Origin of the sequence: Nostocoides japonicum T1-X7 (assembly GCF_001046855.1) — a bacterium.
GTDB classification, from domain to species: Bacteria; Actinomycetota; Actinomycetes; order Actinomycetales; family Dermatophilaceae; genus Nostocoides; species Nostocoides japonicum.
On record NZ_HF570958.1, the window covers coordinates 1,710,667 to 1,732,034 of the forward strand.

Consider the following 21,368-nt stretch of genomic DNA (forward strand, 5'->3'; position numbering starts at 1 on the left):
GGACCACGACAAGCCCGCACGTGCCGAGCGGGGTCACCGAGTCGAGCTATTCGGTGACTTGTATCGGGATCTTTGTGCCTCGACTCGAAAGGGTCCGGCTGGGTCGAGGTATGGGGTGACCGGGCGGTGGTGTCTTTGTACCTCGACTCCCAGGGCTCGGCGAGGGTCGAGGTATGGAGTGCACGTTCGGTGTTGGGTCCTCCGCATGTGGCGAGGTGTTCGCGTCTCGGGAAGGGGTCCGGACCACGACAAGCCCGCACGTGCCGAGCGGGGTCACCGAGTCGAGGCGCGGGCGACCGTCTGGCGGGATCTTTGTACCTCGACTCCGAGGGGGTCCGTCCGGTTGGAGGTATGGGGTGACCGTCTGGTGGTGTTCTTGTACCTCGACTCGAATGGGTCCGTCCGGGTCGAGGTATGGGGCGACCGTCTGGTGGTGTTCTTGTACCTCGACTCCGAGGGGGTCCGGCTGGGTTGAGGTATGGGGTGACCGTCTGGCGGGATCTTTGTACCTCGGCTCCGAAGGGGGCCGGCCGGGTCGAGGTATCGGTGCAGGGGCGGCAGGAGGGAGGCGGGCGGACCTATAGTCTGGCGCGGTGAGCCAGACCGCCTGGGACCGTGCGACCGCCGGCCTCACCGCACCGCTCGCCGTCGTCGATCTCAACGCCTTCGACGCCAACGCCGACGACCTCGTGCGTCGAGCGGCCGGGACGCCCATCCGGCTCGCGTCCAAGTCCCTGCGCTGCCGGGCACTCGTCGAACGCGCCCTCGCGCACGAGGGGTTCCGCGGGGTCATGGCGTACGCCGTCGCCGAGGCGCTCTGGCTCGTCGATAACGGTGTCGAGGACGTCTTCGTCGCCTACCCGAGCGTCGACCGGGTCGCGCTGCAGCGGCTGCGGTCCGACGAGCACGCGGCGCGGCGGATCTGCGTGGCGATCGACTCGACCGAGCACGTCGACCTCCTCGCGGGCATCCCCGGCAACGAGCCGGTCCGGGTGGCCGTCGACGTCGACGCGTCGCTGCGGGTCGGCCCCGTTCACCTCGGGGTCCGCCGGTCGCCCCTGCGCACGCCGAAGCAGGCGGCCGCCGTCGCGCGCCACGCCATCCGCCTCGGTATGCAGGTCGTCGGCGTCATGTTCTACGACGCCCAGGTCGCCGGTATGCCGGACAGCCGGGTTCTCGACGCCGTCAAGTCCCGCTCGATGGCGCAGCTGCGCGAGCGGCGCGGTCCCGTCGTCGCGGCGATCCGGGACGCCGTCGACGGCCACGGCGCGATCGAGTTCGTCAACGGCGGCGGCACGGGCAGCCTCGACCTCCTGCACGACGACCCGGTCCTCACCGAGCTCGCCGCGGGGTCCGGTCTCTACGGGCCGGGGCTGTTCGACGGCTATCGCAGCTTCCGGCCGAGGCATGCCGCGGCATACGCGATCCCCGTCGTCCGGCGACCCGCGCGCTCCATCGCGACCGGCTTCTCCGGCGGCTACCACGCGAGCGGCCCGGCGGACGCCAAGCGGCTGCCCACCCTCGTCGACCGGGGCCTCTCGCTCCTGCGCAGCGAGGGCGCCGGCGAGGTGCAGACCCCGGTCCGGGGGAGCAGCGCGAAGGACCTGCGCCTCGGCGACCGCATCTGGCTGCGGCATGCGAAGGCCGGCGAGCTCGCCGAGCGCTTCGACGCATTCCACCTCGTCCGCGGCGACCGCTACGTGGAGGCGACACCGACGTACCGAGGCGAGGGGAAGAACTTCGGATGAGCCAGTCGTGGACGAACTGGGGACGCAACGAGCACGCGGCCGTCGACCGTCTCCACCGGCCGGAGCGCGCCTCCCAGGTCGCCGAGATCGTCGGGACCGCCCACAAGGAGCAGCGCAAGGTGAAGGTCGTCGGCTCCGGCCACTCCTTCACCGGCATCGCGGCTCCCGCCCAGGACCAGCTGCGGCTCGATGCGCTGACCGGGATCGTCGCCGTCGACGACACCCGGCGGCGCGTCCGCGTCCGAGCGGGGACGACGCTGCGCGACCTCAACCCCCTCCTGTGGGACCTGGGCCTGGCCATGCCCAACCTCGGGGACATCGACGCCCAGACCATCGCCGGGGCCATCTCGACGGGAACCCACGGCACGGGCGCCGGACTCCAGGGCCTCGCAGCGGCCGTCTGCGGACTCACCCTCGTCACGGCGGACGGCACCGAGGTCCGCTGCAGCGCCGAGGAGGACCCGGGCCTCTTCCAGGCCGCCCGCGTCGGACTCGGCGCCCTCGGCGTCCTCACCGAGGTGGAGCTCCAGCTCGTGCCGGCCTACCGCCTGCGCGCCGTCGAGCGGCCCGCCGAGCTCATGCCCTTCCTCGAGTCGGTGCAGGAGGTCGCCGACACCGACCGGCACGTCGAGTTCTACTGGTTCCCCCACACCGAGCGGGTCCTCACCAAGCGCAACACGGTCGTCGACGCCCTCCACCCCGGCAGGCCGCTGCCACGGTGGCGCGAGGAGCTCGACGACCACCTCCTGTCGAACGTCGTCTTCGAGGGGATCAACCGCCTCGTCGCGTGGCGGCCGAGCCTCGCGCCGCGCGTCAACCAGGTCTCCGCCCGGGCGCTGTCCGCGCGCGAGTTCACCGACCGGTCCTACCGGGTGTTCTGCACCCGGCGCACCGTCCGCTTCACCGAGAGCGAGTATGCCGTGCCGCGGGCGGCTCTCGTCCCGGCGCTCCTGGAGCTCAAGGCCTGGATCGAGGCGAACGACGAGTTCCTCCCCTTCCCCGTCGAGGTCCGGTTCGCCGCGGCCGACGACATCTGGCTCAGCACGGCATACGAGCGGGACACGGCCTACCTCGCGGTCCACCAGTACCACCGGATGGACAACCGCCGGTACTTCGCCGCCTTCGAGGCGATCGCCCGCTCCCATAGCGGACGCCCGCACTGGGGCAAGCTGCATACCCTGGGGGCGGCCGAGCTCGACGAGAGCTATCCCCGCTTCGGCGAGTTCGTCGACGTCCGGAACCGCCTCGACCCGGACCGGGTCTTCACCAACGCCTACCTCGACCGCGTCCTCGGCCCCTGACCCGACGGATGGCCGGGGCCGGCGGCCCTATCCGCCGGGCGGCCCGCCGAAGCCGGCCCCTCCGACGCCCCCACCGCCGGTGAAGCCGCCCCCCGGGACTCCGACCACCGTGCGCCGGAGCGCGGTGGAGTCGCTGGAGGGCAGGGCCACGGAGCGGTCGGCGATGACGACGACCGCGCCCTTGCTCAGGCCCGCGGTGATCTGTGCCTCGCCGCCCCCGACGGCGCCGACGGTGACCCGCGTCGGGGTCGCCGTGCCGTGCGCGAGGACCTCGACCGTCGAGCTGCTCGAGGAGACACCGGAGAGCGCGGAGACGGGGACGGTCACGGCGTTCCGCGCCGACGCGAGGGTCACCGTCGCCGAGGCGCGCGAGCCGGTCGCCAGGGTCTGGGGGGCATCGGACACGGTGATGCGCACCGGGTAGGTCGGGGCCGAGCTCGTCGAGTCGGCCGGGACGACACCGATGCTCGCGATGGTCCCCGGCACGTGGGCGGACGTGCCGGCGGGGGTGACGGTCACGGCCTGGCCGGTCCGCATCGCCCCGATCTGGGCCAGGCTCGCCGTCGCCGTGAGGACGGCCGACCCCTTGCCGACGACGACGATCGCGTCGCTCGTCGACGCCGCCTGGCCGGTCGCGATGCCGATCGATCCGACGACCCCGGAGATCGGGGCCTTGAGCGTCGCGCCGGCGAGGTTCTGCTGCGCCGCGGCGAGGGCCTGCTGGTCCTTCAGGACGGCCACCTGCAGGGATGCCGTGCTCTGGCCGCCGCCCTGTCCTCCGGACCCAGCACCTCCGGCTCCGGACGACCCGCTCGACCCGCTGCGGCCGCTCGGCGTCGAGTCGGCGCCCGAACCGCCGGTGCCGCCGCTGCCGCGGGACGTGCCGGAGCCCGCCGAGGAGGTGCCCGTCGTCGCCGTCGCGGCCTGCCGCTGGAGCGCGTCGGCCGCCTGCTCGATCTGCCGGGAGAGGGACGAGAGGACCGTCGCCGAGTCCCTGGCCGAGGCGATGGCCTTGCCGATCGCGGTGATGCACGCGCTGACCTGCTCGGGTGTCGGGCCGCTCGGGCCCTGCCCCGGCGAGGTCGGGCTCGAGGAGGTCGGGCTGGAGGAGGTCGGGCTCGGGGACGTGGTGCTGGAGGAGGTGGAGCTCGGTGAGGTCGTCGTGCTCGACGACGCCGTGGTCGGCGTCATCGTCGCTGTGCTCGTCGGGGTCGGGGTCGTCGCTGGACTCGTCGGGGTGGGGGTCGTCGTGCCGGTCGACGGAGGCGTGACGACCGGGGCGCACGCGGTCTGGGCCGCCGCGAGCAGGGTCGACGTCGAGGCCACCGAGGAGCCGGCCTTGGAGGTGTCGACGGGCTTGGCGGACGATCCGTGGCCGGTGCTCGTCGAGCGACGGGCCGAGGTGTCCGACCGGGAGACGACGGACGCCTCCGTCGCCGTCGCCGTCGACCCGGAGGTCGTCGCGCGAGCCGCGGACGCGGAGCCGGAGCCCGACGTGGACGTCGCGCCCGAGGCGGACGTGGAGCTCGTGCCGTCCTCGGCATCCTCGAGGGCGGCCTGGGCTGCGACGAGATCGGCCTGGGCCACCGAGACCGACTGCTTCAGGTCGGTCGTGTCCATCGTCGCGAGGGTCTGCCCCTCCCGCACGGAGGCGCCGACCGCGACCTTCACCGAGGTCACCGTGCCCGCCGTCGGGAAGGTCGCCGACACCTCGTCGACGCGCTCGACGGTGCCCGACAGCGTCGCCGTCTGGGTCACGTCACCGAGCGAGGCGGTGGAGGTGACGAGCGAGGAGGTCGCCGCGTCGCTGTCCCTCGTGCCGACGACGAGGTACGCCCCCGCGAGGACGACGGCGACGGCACATCCGGCGGCGACCCGACGGATGAGCCTGGTCCGCGACTCAGCCACGGGTGAAGCCCCCCGCGAAGCCGCCCGTGCACTGCCCGTCGACGGCCGCGCTCAGCGAGAGGGCCGTCGCGGTGACGGCGCCGGTGTCGTCGGTCTTCCCCTGGGCGGTCACGCACCGGCCGACCTTGATCGCCGAGGCCGTCGCCGTGGCCCGCGCCGTGAACGTCGTCGACCCGGTGAAGGTCACCGTGACCGGGCGCGTCGACGTCGTCGGTGAGGCCGACGAGGACGAGGAGGTGCTCGGCCGCTCGAAGGTCACGGCCGCGACGGTGAACGTGCCGTCGCCGACGCTCGTCACCTTGCCGACCGCGCCGAAGCCGCCGAACCCACCGAAGCCCCCGCCGCCCGGCCGGCCCGACGGCACGCTGGACGGCATCCCCTCTCCGCCGGCGGTCGGCATACCGGAAGGTGGCGTCCCTCCGTTGCCTCCCCGGCCGCCCGCGCCGCCTCCGAACCCGCCGACGCCTCCGAACCCGGCCGCACACGTCGAGCCGCCGGAGGAGGTGATCTGCACGGTCGCGGCCGCGATGGTCGAGGGCTGGGTGGGCTGCGCCGTCGGCGACCCGGTGGAGGTCGAGGAGGACCGCGCCGGCCGGGCGTTCACGCAGTCGCCGACCTTGAGGGCGGAGGCCTTCACCGTCGCCTCGTCGGTGATCCGGGTCGAGGAGGTGTAGGTGACCGCCGTCTGCTCCGAACGCCCCTGCACCTGGAGGGTCTTGCCGTCGACGGCGGCGATGAGCCCGGACGTCCCGGGACGAGCGCCGCCACCCTGACCGCGGGCACCGGCGCCGGCGGCCGACGAGGGGGCCGCGGTGGAGGTCGAGGAGCCGGCGGACCCCGATCCCGACGACCCGCAGCCGGCGAGCGCGAGGCTCAGGAGCGCGGCGGCGGAGAGCGCGGCATACGAGCGGGCCGGGAGGAGACGGTGGTGCTGGGACATGATCACTCGCTTCGCAGGGCGTCGATGGGGGACAGTCGGGCGGCGCGGCCGGCGGGATAGACCCCCGCGACGACGCCGATGAGGAGGGAGATGACGAGGGCGAGGAGGGCCGCCGTCGCCGAGAGGGTCACCGGTTGGTCGATGAGGGAGGGCAGGACCGCCGCCCCGACGCCGCCGAGCACGAGTCCGAGGAGGCCGCCCGCGAGCCCGAGGAGGCTCGCCTCGGTGAGGAACTGCCGCAGGATGACCCGGGGAGTCGCCCCGAGCGCCTTGCGGAGGCCGATCTCACGGATCCGCTCGGTGACGGAGACGAGCATGATGTTCATGACCCCGATCCCGCCGACGAGGAGGGAGATCGCGGCGATGCCGGCGAGGAGCACGGTGAGGGTCCGGCTCGTCGACGTCGCGGTCTCGACGATCGACTGCTGGCTGCTCACCGTGAAGTCCGCGGTGGCGCTCGTCACGCCGTGGCTCGTGAGGAGGGCGTTGGAGGTCTCCTGGTATGCCGCGGAGAGCGACTTCTCGTCCCGCGCCTCGACGTAGATCGTCGACACGCTCGTGCCGGACGACGGCGAGATGAGGGTGGCGTACGTCGTCGCGGGGATGACCGCCTGGTCGTCCTGGTCCTCGCCGACGGTCGAGCCGAGCTCGGCGAGGACGCCGATGACGGTGAACGGCTGGCTGCCGATCGTGACGGTCTGGCCGACGGGATCCTGCCGGTTGAACAGCTCCTGCGCCGTCGTCGCGCCGAGGACGACGACGGGCTGGGCGGAGTCGACCTCCCCGTCGGTGAAGAAGCGCCCGGAGGCGAGGGTGCGGGCGCGGACCTGGACCCACGACGGGGTCGTGCCGACGACGCTCGTCGTCCAGTTCGTGCTGGCGGCCGTCAGCGACTGCGACGTGCTCGACTGCGGCGCAACCGCTTCGACGTCGGGGGCCACCCGGTCGTCGCTGAGCGTCGCGGCGTCGGCGGTCGTGAGCGTCGTCGCCGAGCCCCGCCCGCCGCGGATGCCCGTCGTGCTCGTCGAGCTGCCGGGGGAGACGATGAGCAGGTTCGAGCCGAGCTTGTCGATCTGGCTCGCGACCTGCTTCTGCGCGCCCTGGCCGAGGCCGACGGTCAGCATGACGGCGGCGATGCCGATGAGGATGCCGAGGGTCGTCAGCGCCGACCGCATCCGGCGCGCGCGGATCGCCTCGAGTGCCGTCCGGAGGGTCTCGGTCCAGGTCACCGGGCACCCGCCAGCGTGGCGTCGAGGAGCCGCCCGTCACGGATCTGCACCTGCCGGCGGGCCTGGGCGGCGACGTCGTGCTCGTGGGTGATGAGGACGATGGTCCGGCCCTGGTCGTGCAGCTCGTGGAAGAGGGACAGGACGTCCTCGGTCGAGTGACTGTCGAGGTTGCCGGTCGGCTCGTCGGCGAGGATGAGGGTCGGCTCGGTGACGAGCGCCCGGGCGACCGACACGCGCTGCTGCTGCCCGCCCGAGAGCTCGCCGGGACGGTGGTCGACCCGGTCGGCGAGCCCCACCCGGGCCAGCGCCTCGACGGCCCGCTCCCTGCGCTCGGCGCGGTGCATCCCCGCATACACGAGGGGCAGCTCGACGTTGCGCCACGCGGGCATCGTCGGGAGGAGGTTGAACTGCTGGAAGACGAAGCCGACTCGGCGGTTGCGGACGTCGGCGAGCTGGTCCTCCCGCATCGTGCTCACGTCCTCGCCGGCGAGGAGGTAGGTCCCCGTCGTCGGCACGTCGAGGCAGCCGAGGATGTGCATGAGCGTCGACTTGCCCGACCCGGACGGCCCCATGACGGCGACGTAGTCCCCGGCCGCGACGCTGAGCGTGACGTGCCGAAGCGCCTCGACCTCCAGGTTCCCCGAGCGATAGGTCTTGCCGACGTCGTCCAGGCGCAGCAGGGCGCTGTCGCCGGCCGGGTCGGGCAGCGGTGCCGTCGTCATCAGCCGTTGCCCCCGAAGCCGCCCTCGCCGGTGCCGTTGCCCCCGAACCCGCCGGCTCCGCCGGTGCCGCTCCGCTGCAACCCGCCGGTGCCTCCCTGACCGCCGAACCCGCCGCCGAAGCCCCCGAAGCCACCCTCGCCGGTGCGGCGCGTCCCCGTGCCGCCCGTGCCGGCACCCGGGGCGAAGGTCCGGTAGGTCACGACGACCTCGTCGCCCGACGACAGGCCCTTGGTGACGACGGTCTGCGCGCCGTAGACGCCGCCGATCGTGATGGGGGTGACCGTCTGCTTGCCGTCCTTGCTCACGGTGACGGTCGTCCGGCCGTTCGTCGTCGTGACGGCGAGGGTGGGCACGGTGAGGACGCCGCTCAGCTGTTTGGTCGTGATGGCGACGGTGACGCTCGTGCCGGCGTGCAGGCCGGCGGGGTTGCCGGTGACGGCGATCGTCACGGGGAACTGCGCCGCGCCGCTCGTCGTCGAGGAGGCGACGACCCCGATGCTGCTCACCGTTCCGAACACCGAGGACTGGCTTCCCGTCCCCGTGATCGTCGCCTGCAGGCCCTTCTTCAGCTGTGCGAGATCGCTCGACGACACCGTCGCGTCGACCACCCACGAGGAGGTGTCGACGATCGTGATGCCGCTCGAGGAGTCGCTCGAGGACGAACCGTTGCCGCCGGCGTTGCTCGACCCCGTGCCGCCGGTCCCGCCTGTGCCACCGCTCCCACCGCTCCCACCGGAGGTCCCCGACGAGCCGGATCCCGTCGTGTCGCCGACGGCGTAGCCGACGCTCGACACGATGCCGGAGAGCGGTGCCTTGAGGGTCGCGCCCGCGAGGGCCTGCTCGGCCTGGGTGAGACTCTGCTCGGCGGAGGTCAGCTGGGCCTGCGCGGACGCCGCGGCGCTGGTTCCCGCCGTGGCCGAGTCCACCTGGTCCTCGGCCGCCGTCACCGACGCCTCGGCGAGGTCGACGGCGTCCTGGAGGTCGTCGTCGTCGATCGTCGCGAGGGTCTCGCCCTTGGTGACCTTGTCGCCGACGGCGACATCCACATCGGTGACCGTGCCGCTCGAGCCGAACGTGGCCGTCGAGGTGTTCTTTGGCGACAGGGTCCCGGACGCCGAAACAGTCTGCTTGACCGTCCCCGACGACGCGGCGACGAGCTGGGTGCGGGTCGTCGTCGCGCTCGAGGCGTCGGCCCGGCCCTCCCACCAGATGGCGCCGCCGGCACCCACGGCGATGAGCGCGGCGGCGGCGACGGACAGGCTGAGGCCGCGGCGCCAGCCGCGCCGCACACGATGGAAGACGCTCACGGAAGCGGACGATAGGTCGGTGGTCTGAGCCCCGTCTTGTCCGGACCTATGCGCCCGCTGTGGGACTGTGCGCCCGCTGTGCCCGCGTCGTCCGTCGGGGAACCGCTCAGGTCGAGGGAGTGGTGACCTCCCAGGGCGCGACCCACGTCCCCTCGAGACGGAACGAGAGGTCCGCGTCCTCCTCGATGCGCTTGGCCACCGTCAGCTCCGGAGCGTCGGTGCCATACCGCTCGGCGGCCGTGGCGAAGGCGTCGCGGGCCGCGTCGGTCAGCGGCAGCCGGGCCGACACCGCCTCCTGGAGCTCACCGATGAGGCGCAGGTCCTTCAGGCACAGGTCGAGGGTGAACGACGGGTCGTAGTGGCCGGCGAAGATCGACGGCGCATCGTGCTGGGCGACGAAGGAGTCACCGACCGACCTGCGGATCGCGGTCCACAGTGTGTCGAGGGCGACCCCGTGGCGCAGGCCGACTGCGAAGCCCTCGCCGATCGCGGCCGCGGCGACGAACCACAGCTGGTTGGTCACGAGCTTCACGACGTTGCCCGAGCCCAGGGGACCACAGACGATGACCTCGCCGAGCCGGCTCAACACCGGGACCACCGTCGCGACCGCTTCGGCGTCTCCGCCGGCGAAGAGCGTCAGTCGCCCCGTCCGTGCTCCGTCCACGGCGCCGGTCACCGGCGAGTCGACGACCCGCACGCCGGGAGGCGCCTGGTCCGCCAGGCACTGGACGAGCTCGATCCGGTTGGTCGTCAGGTCGACCCAGACGGCTCCGTCACGCAGGGCGCCCAAGGCGCCGGCCTGGACCATGACCGTCTCGACATGAGCGGGGTGCGGGAGCGAGGTGAGGAAGATGTCGGCGACGGATGCCGCCTCGGCGGGGGACCGGGCCGCCACCGCTCCTGCGTCGACCGCTTCCGCCAGCTTCGCCGGATCGAGGTCGAACGCCGTCACCGCATACCCCGCCTGCGCCAGCCGGCGACACATCGGGCCGCCCATGCTGCCCAGACCGACGAACCCCAGAGAGACCACGGCACGCACCCTTCCCGACCGGTTCCCGGTCGATCCGCGACCAGGACGTGACCTTCACGGTAGGGCGTGACAGGACATCGAGGTAGCCTATCCAACCTCTCCATTCCATAGGAGAACCCTTGGTCACGCTCCATCAGTTCCGCTGCTTCCTCGCGACGGTCGAGCACGGGTCGTTCACCCGGGCGGCCGAGTCTCTCGGGCTCGCCCAGCCGTCACTGTCCCAGCAGATCCACCTGTTGGAGCGGGGGCTGTCGACGACGCTGTTCCACCGGGTCGGTCGCGGCGTGGTGGCCACCGAGGCGGCCATGGCCCTCGTGCCCCATGCCCAGGAGGCGCTGGACGCCGTCGATCGGGGGAGCCGGGCGGTGGCCGACGTCGACTACGCCGTGACCGGCATCATCCGGTTCGGCCTGTTCGGCGCTGCCCACCTGTACCTGGCCGCCCAGCTCGTCGCCGACGTCCGTCAGCGGTTCCCGTCGGCCCGGCTGGCGCTCGTCGGACAGAACTCGACGGAGGTCATCGAGGCGGTGCGTCGGGGGCAGCTGGAGGCCGCTCTCGTCGCGCTGCCGGTCGACGACCAGGCCCTGCGGATCGTGCCCGTCGCCCGCGACGAGATCGTCTACGTGAGCGCGGATCCGGACCGAGCGCGGCAGGCCGTCAGCGCGGCCACCCTCGCGGCGGCCCCTCTCGTCCTGTCCGAGGTCACCTGGGGTGACAACGACTACACGAGGCAGCAGCTCAAGCGCAGGGTTCAGGACGCCGGAGGAAGCCTGCAGCCGGTCGTCGAGGTGGAGAACGTCGAGACGGCCCTCGAGGTCGCCGCCCTCGGTCTCGCCGACGCCATCACGGCGCGCAGCATCGTCGGGCGTCAGCAGCGTCTCCTGCGGACACCCCTCTTCAGCGCTCCGCTGCGGCCCCGCCTCTTCGACCAGTTCGCGATCGTCCACCGTCGTGGGGCGGCCCTGTCGCGCCCGGCCCGAGCAGTCGTCGAGCTGGCCACCGCCCGCATGCGGGAGGCCGTCGGGGAGTGATCTGCGGGGGACCGGGCGGCTGGGAGCCCGGTCAATGCGCCTCGGCGCCGTCCACCGCGCACTCCTGGGCGACCGTCGGCCGGTGGGCGTGCCACGACCGGAGCGAGTCGACGGTGAGGAGGACGAGCGCGATCCAGACGATGCCGAACCCGACCCACAGCCCCGTCGAGACATGCTCGTCGAGGAGGAACACGGCGGTGAGGAGCTGGAGCACCGGGGTGATGAACTGGATGAGCCCGACGGTGACGAGCGGGATGCGCCGGGCCGACGCGGCGAAGAGGAGCAGCGGCCCGGCCGTCACCGGGCCGGCGAGGACGAGGAGGGTCGGGTGCAGGCCACCGTGCCCGAGGAAGGTGCCATCGCCTCGGACGTGGAGGTAGACGATGACGCCGATGGCGAAGGGCGCGAGGACGGCGGTCTCCGCGACGAGCGAATGCATCGCCTCGAGGGAGGCGCCGACCTTCTTCTTCACCAGGCCGTAGGTCCCGAAGGAGAAGGCGAGGGTGAGGGAGATCCAGGGGAAGGCGCCGCCCTCGACGGTGAGGACGACCGCCGCCGCGACGCCGACGGCGACCGCCGCCCACTGGAGCGGGCGGAGGCGTTCGCCGAGGATGACGACGCCGAGGGCGACGGTGACGAGCGGGTTGAGGAAGTACCCGAGCGCCGCCTCGTAGGTGTGGCCGGAAAGGACCGCGAAGACGTAGACGACCCAGTTGACGGCGATGACGATCGCCGCGACGGTCACGCCGATCGAGAGCCGCGGCGACCGCAGGAGCGCTCGCAGCCACTGCAGATCGCGGCGCACGAGGAGGACGACGGCGCATAGGACGAAGGTCCACAGGATGCGGTGCGCGAGGATCTCGAACGCCCCCGACGGCTCGAGCGCGTGGAAGTAGAGCGGGAAGGCGCCCCAGATGCCGTAGGCGATGAGGCCGTATGCGATGCCGTGACGGCTCTCCGTCGGGCTCGCCTCGGGGGCCCGGGTCACCGGGCTCGCGGCGGACGCGGATGGTGCTCGGCTCGAGGTGTCGGGCGTGACCGGGTCGGTCACCCCACGGTCCACGTGTCGCGACCGAGGAGCAGCGCGTCGAGGTCGGCGTCGGTCGCGGGGCCCCCGGCGGCGTCCTGGGCGGCCCGGACCTGCGCACGCACGCCGTCGTCGTAGGTCGTGTGCTCGACCGAGCGGAAGATGCCCATGGGGACGTGGGTGAGGGAGGGGCCTTCGATCCGGCTCAGCGCGAAGGCCTGGGCGGGGTCGTCGGCATACGGGTCGTGGATGACGACCCGGTCGGGCCGGGCCCGTGCCTCCGGGACCCAGACGAGGTCACCGGTGTCGTCGCGGACGAGGGTCTGGCGGTCGTCCTCGGCGCCGACCCGCACCGGCTGACCGGGCTCGAGGTGCACGAGCCGAGCCTCCTGCTGCTCGCGGTCCTTGATGAGGTCGAAGGCTCCGTCGTTGAAGATCGGGCAGTTCTGGTAGATCTCGACGAGGGCGGTGCCGCGGTGGGCGGCCGCCGCCCGGAGGATCTCGATGAGGTGCTTGCGGTCGGAGTCCATCGTCCGGGCGACGAACGTGCCTTCGGCGCCGAGCGCGAGGGAGACGGGGTTGAAGGGGTGGTCGACGGACCCGAGGGGGCTGGACTTGGTGATCTTGCCCTCCTCCGACGTCGGCGAGTACTGGCCCTTGGTCAGCCCGTAGATCCGGTTGTTGAAGAGCAGGATCGTGAGGTTGACGTTGCGCCGCAGGGCGTGGATGAGGTGGTTGCCGCCGATCGACAGCGCGTCGCCGTCGCCCGTGACGACCCACACCGACAGGTCCTCGCGGCTCGCCGCGAGACCCGTCGCGATCGCCGGTGCCCGCCCGTGGATCGAGTGCATGCCATAGGTGTCGAGGTAGTAGGGAAACCGCGACGAGCAGCCGATCCCCGAGACGAAGACGATGTTCTCCTTGCGCAGCCCGAGCTCGGGCAGGAAGGACTGGACGGCGGCGAGGATGATGTAGTCGCCGCAGCCGGGGCACCAGCGGACCTCCTGGTCGGAGGTGAAGTCCCGCTTCGTCTGCGCCGGCGCGTCCTGCGGGAGGTGGGGGACGCTGGCGATGCCGCTCGTCGGCATACCCAGGTCGATGACATTCATGACAGGTCCTCCAGAGCCCGGACGAGGACGTCGGCGAGCTCGACAGTGGTGAACGGAAGCCCCCGCACCGCGGTGTGCGACCGGACGTCGACGAGGAACCGGGCACGCAGGAGCATGGCGAGCTGGCCGGTGTTCATCTCCGGGACGATGACCCGGCGGTAGGACCGCAGGACCTCGCCGGTGTTGGCGGGGAAGGGGTTGAGGTGGCGCAGGTGTGCCGTGGCGACCCTGGCGCCGGTGTTGCGGACCGCCCGGACGGCGGCCGCGATGGGGCCGTACGTCGAGCCCCAGCCGAGGACGAGGACCTCGGCCTGCCCGCTCGGGTCGTCGACCGCAAGCGGCGCGATCGTGTCGGCGATGCCGGCGATCTTCGCCGCCCGGAGGCGGACCATCCGGTCGTGGTTGTCGGGGTCGTAGGAGATGTTGCCGGTGACGTCGGCCTTCTCGATGCCGCCGATGCGGTGCTCCAGGCCCGGGGTGCCGGGGACGGCCCAGGGGCGCGCGAGCGTTGCCTCGTCGCGCTGGAAGGCGTGGAAGACGGGGTTGCCCTTCTCGTCGGTCGCGTTGGGCGCCGTGGCGAACTCGACGGTGAGGTCGGGCAGCTCGCCGGTCGTCGGCACCTGCCACGGCTCGGAGCCGTTCGCGAGGTACCCGTCGGAGAGGACGATGACGGGCGTCCGGTACGTCGTCGCGATGCGGACCGCCTCGACGGCCGTCGCGAAGCAGTCGACGGGGGAGCGGGGCGCGAGGACGGCCACCGGGGACTCGCCGTTGCGGCCGAACATCGCCTGGAGCAGGTCGGACTGCTCGGTCTTCGTCGGCAGGCCCGTGCTCGGCCCGCCGCGCTGAACGTCGACGACGACGAGCGGCAGCTCGAGGGAGACGGCGAGCCCGATGGTCTCGGCCTTGAGAGCCAGACCGGGACCGGACGTCGTCGTGAGCCCGATGGCGCCGCCGAAGCTCGCGCCGAGCGCGATGCCGACGCCGGCGATCTCGTCCTCGGCCTGGATCGTCGTCACGCCGAACCGCTTGAGGCCGGACAGGGTGTGGAGGATGTCGCTCGCGGGGGTGATGGGGTAGGAGCCGAGGACGAGCGGCAGCCCGGCGCGGTGGGCTGCCGCGACCATGCCGTAGGCGAGCGCCGTGTTGCCGGTCACGTTGCGGTAGGTGCCCTTCGGCATCGCGGCCGGCGCCACCTCGTAGGAGACGGCGAAGCCCTCCGTCGTCTCCCCGTAGTTCCAGCCGGCCCGGAGCGCGGCGAGGTTGGCGGCGAGGATCTCCGGCTTCGCGCCGAACTTCCTCTCGAGGAACGCCTCCGTGCCGTCGGTCGGCCGGTTGTAGAGCCAGGAGAGGAGGCCGAGGGCGAACATGTTCTTCGCCCGCTCCTTCTCCTTGCGGGTGAGCCCGGTGAACTCGGAGAGCGCCTCGACGGTGATCGACGTCAGCGGGACGTCGTGGAGGTGCCACGAGTCGAGGCTGCCGTCCTCGAGGGGGTTGCTGTCGTAGCCGACCTTGGCGAGGTTGCGTTTGGTGAACTCGTCGGTGTCGACGATGACGACGGCACCGCGGGGCAGGTCCCGCAGGTTCGCCTTGAGCGCGGCCGGGTTCATCGCGACGAGGACGTCGGGGGCGTCGCCCGGGGTCATGACGTCGTGGTCGGCGAAGTGGAGCTGGAAGCTCGACACTCCCGGCAGGGTGCCCTGCGGGGCGCGGATCTCGGCGGGGAAGTTCGGCAGCGTGGACAGGTCGTTGCCGAGGGTCGCGGTCTCGGACGTGAACCGGTCCCCGGTCAGCTGCATCCCGTCGCCGGAGTCCCCCGCGAACCGGATGACGACGCGGTCCAGCTGCTTGACGGTCTTGCTGCTCATGGGTTCCTCTCAGGGCTTACCCTTCGATCGTATGCCGGTCCGCCGCGCCCCGTGGTGAGGTTCCCCTCAGTGAGACACGGGTGTCGCTGTCCTCGTGGCCATCTGGCACCCGATCGGGGCCCGTGCACCACTCCACCCACCGCCCGGCTTGGCGATCTGGCACCCGATCGGGGCCTGTGCACCACTCCACCCACCGCCCGGCTTGGCCATCTGGCACCCGATCGGGGCCTGTGCACCACCTCGACCGCCCGCGGGCTGGCCGAGGCCGACTACCAGGAGACCCGCATACCCGATCGCCATGCGTCGAGGACGCCGGCGTCACCCTCGACGACCACCGCGTCGCCGCGGTTCCACAGGCCGAGGTAGACCTCGACAGGGGTGCCGGAGAGGACGGCGTCCGGTATGCCGTGAGCCCCCACCGACGTGAGCGGGGCGGCATCGGGGGAGAGGGCGACCGTCCACGCAGCGTCGGTCCGGGACGGCGCGATGTGGACGGTCACCGGGTCGGCGGACCGCAGGCCCGCGCGGTCCCTCGGCACGAACCCGAGGAGCAGCTCGTCGATCCCGTCGAGGGCCAGCCGGTCGCCGAACCACACCTCCTCGCCCCCCGGCGGGCGTCCGAGCCGGGCGGCCATCGCGTCGACGGCGTGGACCGTCGTCTCGTGGGCCTGCCGGCGGGCCCAGGCCACCCGGGGCGCCGGCGCGTCGGGTAGGAAGAACCAGATGGAGCGGTCGGCGGGGGCCGTCGACAGCGCCTGGAGGAGGGCGGTCGCGCCGGTGTCGAACCAGCCGAGCAGGTCCGCGGCCGCGTCGGCCTCTCGGAGGAACGGCTCCTCGGGAACGTCCTGGGGACCCGCGCCCTCGACGATGGCGGTCGCCCAGCGGTGCACCATCCCCTGGTGGGCGACGAGATCGCGGACCGTCCACTCGGGGCAGGTCGGCACGGGCACGTCGAGCGGCACGGCGCCGGCGTTGGCGCGCAGGACGGTCGCGGCGGTGCCGATGGCGTCGCCGTGCTCCTCGAACGTCAGAGACGTCGGCATTCCGGTCTCTCCTCCCGTCCGGCCTACCGGAGGACCGTGTCGAGCACGCGGACGGACGCCGTCTCCTCGACGGTGACGCGGTCGCCGACCGAGATCGTCCCCGTCGCGAGGGGCAGGATCCGGACGCCGAACCACGTCTTGCCGTCCTCGCGGCGGTGCCGGGCCAGGCTCCGGATCGGCTCCTTCCCGTGCGCGAGGCCCACGGGGTCGATCGTCGTCACGGCGCACCGGTCGCACCGCTCGGTGAACCGGAACGGCACGCCGCCCACGGTGATCCGCCGCCACCCGTCCTCGGCGAACGGCTCGAGGTCGCCCGGCACCCCGTCGACGACGAGGTTCGGCCGGAACCGCTGCATGGGCAGCTCGACCGGGTCCGGCCACTCGGCGACCCACTCGTTGAGCCGGGCGAGGGAGGCGCGTGTCGTGAGCAGGAGCGGCGCGGTGTCCGCGAGGGAGAGGACGTCACCGTGGTGCCCTCCGTGGTTCGGGGATACCGACCGGCGGCGGGGATCGTCGAGCCACCCGAGGCGGACGGCATACCCGAGGTATGCCGTGAGCCAGGCGGCCGCCGCGTCCCCGGCATACCGCATGGCCGGCAGGCGCGAGATGAGGACGGCGATCCACGGGTCGTCGGTCGGCCGGGGGACGACGAGAGGCTCCCGCCCCGGTGCCTCGAGGCGCAGGCCGCTCGGGACCGGCACGGCCCGCAGGTGGAGGATCCGGTCGTCGCGGAGGGGGCCGACCCGCTCGCCCGCCTCGTCGACGACGAGCCAGCGCCGGTCCTCGGCGAGCCCCCACGGCTCGACGTCGGCCGACGCGAGGTCGACCGGAGCGCAGGACTTCACCGGATGGACGTGGAGGGATGCGACGTGCACCCGTCGATGCTAGGCCGGGTCCGGCGCGGCCACGACCCACCGTCGCTAGGCTGGCGGTCATGAGCGGGTACGTCGTCTTCGGGGCCACCGTCCTCGCGGGCGTCCTGCTCTTCCTCGCCGCGATGGTCGCCCGCCGGCTCCTCGCGCCACGGGCCGTCACGGCGTCGGGGACGACGACCTACGAGTCGGGGGTCGACCCCATCGGCAGCGGCTGGGCGCAGGTGCGGGTGCGCTACGTCGTCTTCGCCTTCCTCTACGTCATCTTCGCCGTCGACGCGGTCTACCTGTTCCCGTGGGCGCTCGTCCTGCGCGAGGAGCACCTCGGGCCCGTCTCCCTCGTCGAGATCGGCGTCTTCGTCGGCATCCTCCTCGTCGGGCTCGCCCACGCCGCCCGGCGCGGCCTGCTCCGGTGGCTCTAGGGCATACACGCAGATGACCGTCGACCTGCCCACTCCACGCGTCGGACCGCTCGGCGAGCACGCCCCGCGTCCGATCAAGGTCGTCCTCAACTGGGGCCGGCGCTACAGCCTGTGGGTCTTCAACTTCGGGCTCGCCTGCTGCGCCATCGAGTTCATCGCCGCATCGATGGGCAACCACGACTTCATCCGCCTCGGTGTCATCCCGTTCGCGCCAGGTCCGCGGCAGGCCGACCTCATGGTCGTCTCCGGCACGGTCACGGACAAGATGGCCCCCGCGATCCGCCGGCTCTACGACCAGATGCCCGAGCCGAAGTACGTCATCTCCTTCGGCGCCTGCTCCAACTCCGGGGGCCCCTACTGGGACTCGTACTGCGTGACGAAGGGCGTCGACACGATCGTCCCCGTCGACGTCTACGTCCCCGGCTGCCCGCCCCGCCCGGAGGCGCTCCTCCAGGGGATCATCCGGCTCCAGGAGAAGATCGCCGCCGAGTCGCTGTCCGGCTCGGCCATCGAGGGCAAGCACCGGTATGCCGGTCACCGCACCGCGTCCTCCGGCGAGGTGACCAGGCCCGTGCTGCGCGCCCCATGACCGCACGACGCCGCGCGAGCGGACGTCGCTTCCACGGCCGCACGGGCCCACCGCGACGCCACGACCTCTCGCTAGGCTGCCGGACGTGACGGACGCGGACGAGCTGTTCGACGTGACCCCGCAGGAGTGGCTGCCGGCGGCGCGCGACGCACGGGATCGCGGCTTCGCCTGCTTCGACTGGCTCACGGCCGTCGACCGCACCTACGACGAGGAGTCACCGGGGTTCGACGTCGTCGTCCGCCTCCTCGACGTGACCCGGACGCCCGGGGCGCTCCCCGGCATACGCCTCACGACGCGGGTCGCGGACGGCGAGCCGCTCGCGAGCCTCACGCCACTGTGGCGCGGGGCGGCGTGGCACGAGCGGGAGACGCACGAGATGTTCGGCGTGGAGTTCGCCGGCTTCGACGACGGGACGGGCCTCGGGCTGCGTCCCCTCCTGCTGCCCGAGGGGTTCGAGGGGACGCCGCTGCGCAAGTCCTTCGTCCTCGCCGCCCGGGCGAGCAAGCCGTGGCCCGGCGGGAAGGAGCCCGGCGAGGGGCACGAGTCGCCGAAGTCCCCGAGCCGCCGTCGCGTCCAGGCGCCGGGCGTCCCGGGGCCGGAGTGGGGCCCCCGATGATCACCCCACAAAGTTCCTCGCTCCTTCGTCACTCCGATACTTTGTGGGGACCCCGATGAGCGTCCTGGAGATCGTCGTCCGGACCGTGTCGGCGCTCGCCGCCTTCCTCGTCCTCCCGCTGCTCGTCGGGCAGACCGAGCACAAGGTGATGGCCCACATGCAGGGCCGACTCGGTCCGATGTACGCGGGAGGCTTCCACGGCTGGGCCCAGCTCGTCGCCGACGGCGTGAAGTTCGTCCAGAAGGAGGACATCACCCCGCGAGCCGCAGACCGGTGGGTGTTCCGCCTCGCCCCCGCGGTCGCCCTCGTGCCCTACCTGCTCGCCATCGCGGCGATCCCCGTCATGCCCGGTGTCGCCGCCGCACCCGTCCCCGCGAGCGCGGTCCTCGTCCTCGCCGTCGTCGGCATCGGCATCCTCGGCACCCTCATGGCCGGCTGGGCGAGCGCCAACAAGTACGCCCTCGTCGGCGCCATGCGGGCCGCTGCGCAGCTGCTGTCCTACGAGCTGCCGATGGTCCTCGCCGTGGCGTCCGTATGCATCGCCGCCGGGACCCTCTCGCTCGACACGATCGTGGGCGCCTGGCACTGGTGGTGGCTCGGCTGGCAGCTGCCCGGTGCCGTCGTCTTCCTCGTCGGGGCCGTCGCCGAGCTCCAGCGCCCGCCCTTCGACATGCCCGTCGCCGACAGCGAGATCGTCTTCGGGCCGTACACCGAGTACACCGGGCTGCGCTTCGCGTTCTTCCTCCTGTCCGAGTACGCCGGGATCGTCGTCATGTCGCTCCTGTTCGCCGTCCTCTATCTCGGCGGCTGGCACGGTCCGTTCGCCGACCAGGTCGGGTGGCTGTGGACGGCGCTCAAGGGGTTCGTCGTCGCCGTCGTCGTCATCTGGCTGCGAGTGGCCTGGCCGCGGCTGCGGGAGGACCAGCTGCAGCGGCTCGCGTGGCTCGTCCTCGTCCCCCTCGCCGTCGCCCAGCTCGTCCTCACCGGGGTCGTCGTGGTGGTGCACCCATGAGAAGCCCTATGTCAAGCCGCCTCGGTTTGGGTTTTGAGGAGGCGTTGGAGTGCTTGGTGGTTTTGGGGGTTGTAGGCGAGGTGGTCTTGCCAGCAGTGCCAGATGATGGTGAGCCAGGCTCGGGCCAGGATGCGGGCGGCGTGGGCGTGGTCGTGTCCACGTGTTCGGGCGCGGTTGTAGAGGTCGGCGGCCCAGGGGTTGGCGTGCCGGGAGTCGGCGGCGAAGTCGATGACGGCGTCGCGCAGTTGCTTGTCGCAGGACCAGCGGAACCCGACGACGCGGCTCTTGCCGGACTGGCGGGTCGAGGGTGCGGCGCCGGCGAGGCAGGCCAGCGATTCGGGGGTGGGGAAGCGGGCTCGGCAGTCGCCGATCTCGGCCAGGAGGCGCGCGGCGCGCACGGTGCCGGATCGGGGCAGGCTGGTGAAGATGTGGGCGTCGGCGTGCGTGTCGAGTTGGTGGCCGATCTGGGTGGAGAGGGTTTTGATCTGCTCGACCAGGGTCTGCAGCAGCGCGACGTAGCTGGCGGTGATGGCCGCCTGGCTGGCGGCGTACTCGCCGGTGGCGCCGCGGGGGGCGTCCAGGAGGCGTTGGTGCAGGACGGCAGGGTCGACCTTGCCGGAGTAGCCCTGCTTGGCCAGCCAGTCGCCGAGGCGTTTGGGCGTGAGCCAGTCGATGCGGTCTTGGGTGTCGAATCTGGTCAGGAACGCCAGAGAGATCTCGGAGTCGATGTCTTTGAAGAGTCCTACGGCGCCGGGCAGGATGTTGCGCAGGTGAGCGCGGAGCTGGTTGGCTGCCGCGACGCGGTGTTTGACCAAGTCCTTGCGGGCCCGGCACGCACGACGCAGCGCGGTGGTGGCCTGGGTGTCCGGGACCAGGGGCCGCAGCCGGGCTCGGTCGGTGCGCAGGGTGTCAGCCAGGACATAGGCGTCGAACCGGTCGTCCTTGTTACCGGCCGAGCCGTAGCGGCCGCGCAGGTTCTTGACCTGGTTCGGGGAGATCACTACCACGGTCAGGCCGGCGCCGAGCAGGGCATCGACCACGGGACCGTCAGGACGTTCGATGGCGACCTCGCCGACGCCATGACGGCCCAGGAACCCGATCAGGTCCCGCAGGCCGGCGCTGGTGTGGGGGGTCAACGTTGCCGCGGCCTGTCGGCCACGGCCATCGACGATGCATGCGGCGTGGTCATCACGTGCCCAGTCGATGCCGGCGGTCACGTCGTTGGCCGCGAACTCCGGCAGGCAGCCGGTACCGGTGGACGGTTCACTACTTCGGGCGTTGCTGGCAGACTTCACGTCAGCCTCCTCGCTGCTAGACCCAGTGGGGAGGCACCCTCATCTCTCGATGGCTCGGGTGGCCACGGTGCCGAGACGTGCCTGCCGGTTCGCTCACTGATCGGCACTCGCAACCAGGAATCCTGGTCTTGGTGCGCAGCCCTATCGACGGTCCACACGTCCCGGGCAACCCCCAGATCCTGCACATCTCATGGTGGACGTCATCGGCGTCAAGCGAGCAGGGCAGTGACCTGGCGGCACCCGGGGTGCATCGACGCTCCATCTGAGAACGCCGACATCAGGAAGGTAGACCAGTGAGC

Annotated in this window: 19 protein-coding genes; 7 read left to right on the forward strand and 12 right to left on the reverse strand. The window is 72.2% G+C overall.

The genetic code is table 11. The features are described 5' to 3' along the window. The first annotated feature begins 593 nt into the window (after positions 1-593). Positions 594-1,748 (forward strand): alanine racemase, encoded by a 1,155-nt coding sequence (locus BN12_RS07660; RefSeq protein ID WP_048551412.1) that lies wholly within the window; start codon positions 594-596, stop codon positions 1,746-1,748. Beyond that, positions 1,745-3,049, forward strand: coding sequence for a D-arabinono-1,4-lactone oxidase (locus BN12_RS07665; RefSeq protein WP_048551414.1), 1,305 nt, complete (start codon positions 1,745-1,747; stop codon positions 3,047-3,049). Before BN12_RS07660 ends, BN12_RS07665 begins: the two co-directional genes overlap by 4 nt. A gap of 27 nt (positions 3,050-3,076) precedes the next feature. On the opposite strand, the gene BN12_RS07670 is transcribed toward BN12_RS07665, so the two are convergent. The 6 genes from BN12_RS07670 to BN12_RS07695 form a co-directional block, all read right to left on the reverse strand. Then, entirely contained in the window at positions 3,077-4,957 is a 1,881-nt protein-coding gene (locus tag BN12_RS07670; protein WP_048551416.1) for an HlyD family efflux transporter periplasmic adaptor subunit, read from the reverse strand. Continuing rightward, positions 4,950-5,897, reverse strand: coding sequence for a DUF5666 domain-containing protein (locus tag BN12_RS26465; RefSeq protein WP_157635400.1), 948 nt, complete (start codon positions 5,895-5,897; stop codon positions 4,950-4,952). Before BN12_RS26465 ends, BN12_RS07670 begins: the two co-directional genes overlap by 8 nt. A gap of 2 nt (positions 5,898-5,899) precedes the next feature. Next, positions 5,900-7,126 carry an ABC transporter permease gene (locus tag BN12_RS07680; RefSeq protein ID WP_048551419.1) on the reverse strand — a complete coding sequence of 409 codons (1,227 nt, stop codon included), beginning with the start codon at positions 7,124-7,126 and terminating at the stop codon, positions 5,900-5,902. Next, positions 7,123-7,848, reverse strand: coding sequence for an ABC transporter ATP-binding protein (locus tag BN12_RS07685; protein ID WP_048551421.1), 726 nt, complete (start codon positions 7,846-7,848; stop codon positions 7,123-7,125). Before BN12_RS07685 ends, BN12_RS07680 begins: the two co-directional genes overlap by 4 nt. Beyond that, positions 7,848-9,155 (reverse strand): efflux RND transporter periplasmic adaptor subunit, encoded by a 1,308-nt coding sequence (locus BN12_RS07690; RefSeq protein ID WP_048551423.1) that lies wholly within the window; start codon positions 9,153-9,155, stop codon positions 7,848-7,850. Before BN12_RS07690 ends, BN12_RS07685 begins: the two co-directional genes overlap by 1 nt. A 106-nt stretch (positions 9,156-9,261) precedes the next feature. After that, positions 9,262-10,185: an NAD(P)-dependent oxidoreductase gene (locus BN12_RS07695; protein ID WP_048551424.1), complete on the reverse strand. Its 924-nt coding sequence runs from the start codon at positions 10,183-10,185 to the stop codon at positions 9,262-9,264. A 119-nt stretch (positions 10,186-10,304) separates the two neighbouring features. On the opposite strand from BN12_RS07695, the gene BN12_RS07700 reads away from it, so the two are divergent. Continuing rightward, positions 10,305-11,216 (forward strand): LysR family transcriptional regulator, encoded by a 912-nt coding sequence (locus tag BN12_RS07700; protein ID WP_048551425.1) that lies wholly within the window; start codon positions 10,305-10,307, stop codon positions 11,214-11,216. A 31-nt stretch (positions 11,217-11,247) separates the two neighbouring features. On the opposite strand, the gene rarD is transcribed toward BN12_RS07700, so the two are convergent. From rarD to BN12_RS07725, 5 genes are all read right to left on the reverse strand, one after another. Beyond that, complete coding sequence (gene rarD, locus BN12_RS07705) at positions 11,248-12,267, reverse strand: EamA family transporter RarD (RefSeq protein WP_235432331.1); 1,020 nt, start codon at positions 12,265-12,267, stop codon at positions 11,248-11,250. Then, positions 12,264-13,352: a 2-oxoacid:ferredoxin oxidoreductase subunit beta gene (locus BN12_RS07710; protein ID WP_048551427.1), complete on the reverse strand. Its 1,089-nt coding sequence runs from the start codon at positions 13,350-13,352 to the stop codon at positions 12,264-12,266. Before BN12_RS07710 ends, rarD begins: the two co-directional genes overlap by 4 nt. Further along, entirely contained in the window at positions 13,349-15,220 is a 1,872-nt protein-coding gene (locus BN12_RS07715; protein ID WP_048551428.1) for a 2-oxoacid:acceptor oxidoreductase subunit alpha, read from the reverse strand. Before BN12_RS07715 ends, BN12_RS07710 begins: the two co-directional genes overlap by 4 nt. Before the next feature lie 269 nt (positions 15,221-15,489). Then, positions 15,490-16,263, reverse strand: coding sequence for a maleylpyruvate isomerase N-terminal domain-containing protein (locus BN12_RS07720; protein ID WP_083454492.1), 774 nt, complete (start codon positions 16,261-16,263; stop codon positions 15,490-15,492). Between the two features lie 23 nt (positions 16,264-16,286). Next, positions 16,287-17,138, reverse strand: coding sequence for an MOSC domain-containing protein (locus BN12_RS07725; RefSeq protein WP_048551430.1), 852 nt, complete (start codon positions 17,136-17,138; stop codon positions 16,287-16,289). 59 nt (positions 17,139-17,197) lie between these two features. Here BN12_RS07725 and BN12_RS07730 point away from each other — a divergent pair, with 59 nt between their 5' ends. From BN12_RS07730 to BN12_RS07745, 4 genes are all read left to right on the forward strand, one after another. After that, the gene (locus BN12_RS07730) at positions 17,198-17,557 is read left to right on the forward strand and encodes an NADH-quinone oxidoreductase subunit A (protein WP_048551432.1); all 360 of its coding nucleotides are present in this window, start codon (positions 17,198-17,200) and stop codon (positions 17,555-17,557) included. A gap of 13 nt (positions 17,558-17,570) precedes the next feature. Continuing rightward, the gene (locus BN12_RS07735) at positions 17,571-18,146 is read left to right on the forward strand and encodes an NADH-quinone oxidoreductase subunit B (protein ID WP_048551434.1); all 576 of its coding nucleotides are present in this window, start codon (positions 17,571-17,573) and stop codon (positions 18,144-18,146) included. Positions 18,147-18,231: 85 nt separating this feature from the next. Then, positions 18,232-18,762 carry an NADH-quinone oxidoreductase subunit C gene (locus BN12_RS07740; protein ID WP_083454493.1) on the forward strand — a complete coding sequence of 177 codons (531 nt, stop codon included), beginning with the start codon at positions 18,232-18,234 and terminating at the stop codon, positions 18,760-18,762. A gap of 55 nt (positions 18,763-18,817) precedes the next feature. Beyond that, entirely contained in the window at positions 18,818-19,774 is a 957-nt protein-coding gene (locus BN12_RS07745; protein WP_048551435.1) for a complex I subunit 1/NuoH family protein, read from the forward strand. An 11-nt stretch (positions 19,775-19,785) separates the two neighbouring features. On the opposite strand, the gene BN12_RS07750 is transcribed toward BN12_RS07745, so the two are convergent. After that, positions 19,786-21,069, reverse strand: coding sequence for an IS110 family RNA-guided transposase (locus BN12_RS07750; RefSeq protein ID WP_235432332.1), 1,284 nt, complete (start codon positions 21,067-21,069; stop codon positions 19,786-19,788). Between the last annotated feature and the right edge of the window lie 299 nt (positions 21,070-21,368).

Excerpts from the sequence above, each read along its gene's own strand:
- BN12_RS07730 (WP_048551432.1), top strand. The coding sequence starts at position 17,198 with ATGAGCGGGTACGTCGTCTTCGGGGCCACCGTCCTCGCGGGCGTCCTG.
- BN12_RS26465 (WP_157635400.1), bottom strand. The coding sequence starts at position 5,897 with ATGTCCCAGCACCACCGTCTCCTCCCGGCCCGCTCGTATGCCGCGCTC.
- BN12_RS07665 (WP_048551414.1), top strand. The coding sequence starts at position 1,745 with ATGAGCCAGTCGTGGACGAACTGGGGACGCAACGAGCACGCGGCCGTC.
- BN12_RS07745 (WP_048551435.1), top strand. The coding sequence starts at position 18,818 with ATGAGCGTCCTGGAGATCGTCGTCCGGACCGTGTCGGCGCTCGCCGCC.
- BN12_RS07735 (WP_048551434.1), top strand. The coding sequence starts at position 17,571 with ATGACCGTCGACCTGCCCACTCCACGCGTCGGACCGCTCGGCGAGCAC.
- BN12_RS07720 (WP_083454492.1), bottom strand. The coding sequence starts at position 16,263 with ATGCCGACGTCTCTGACGTTCGAGGAGCACGGCGACGCCATCGGCACC.
- BN12_RS07710 (WP_048551427.1), bottom strand. The coding sequence starts at position 13,352 with ATGAATGTCATCGACCTGGGTATGCCGACGAGCGGCATCGCCAGCGTC.
- BN12_RS07715 (WP_048551428.1), bottom strand. The coding sequence starts at position 15,220 with ATGAGCAGCAAGACCGTCAAGCAGCTGGACCGCGTCGTCATCCGGTTC.
- BN12_RS07685 (WP_048551421.1), bottom strand. The coding sequence starts at position 7,848 with ATGACGACGGCACCGCTGCCCGACCCGGCCGGCGACAGCGCCCTGCTG.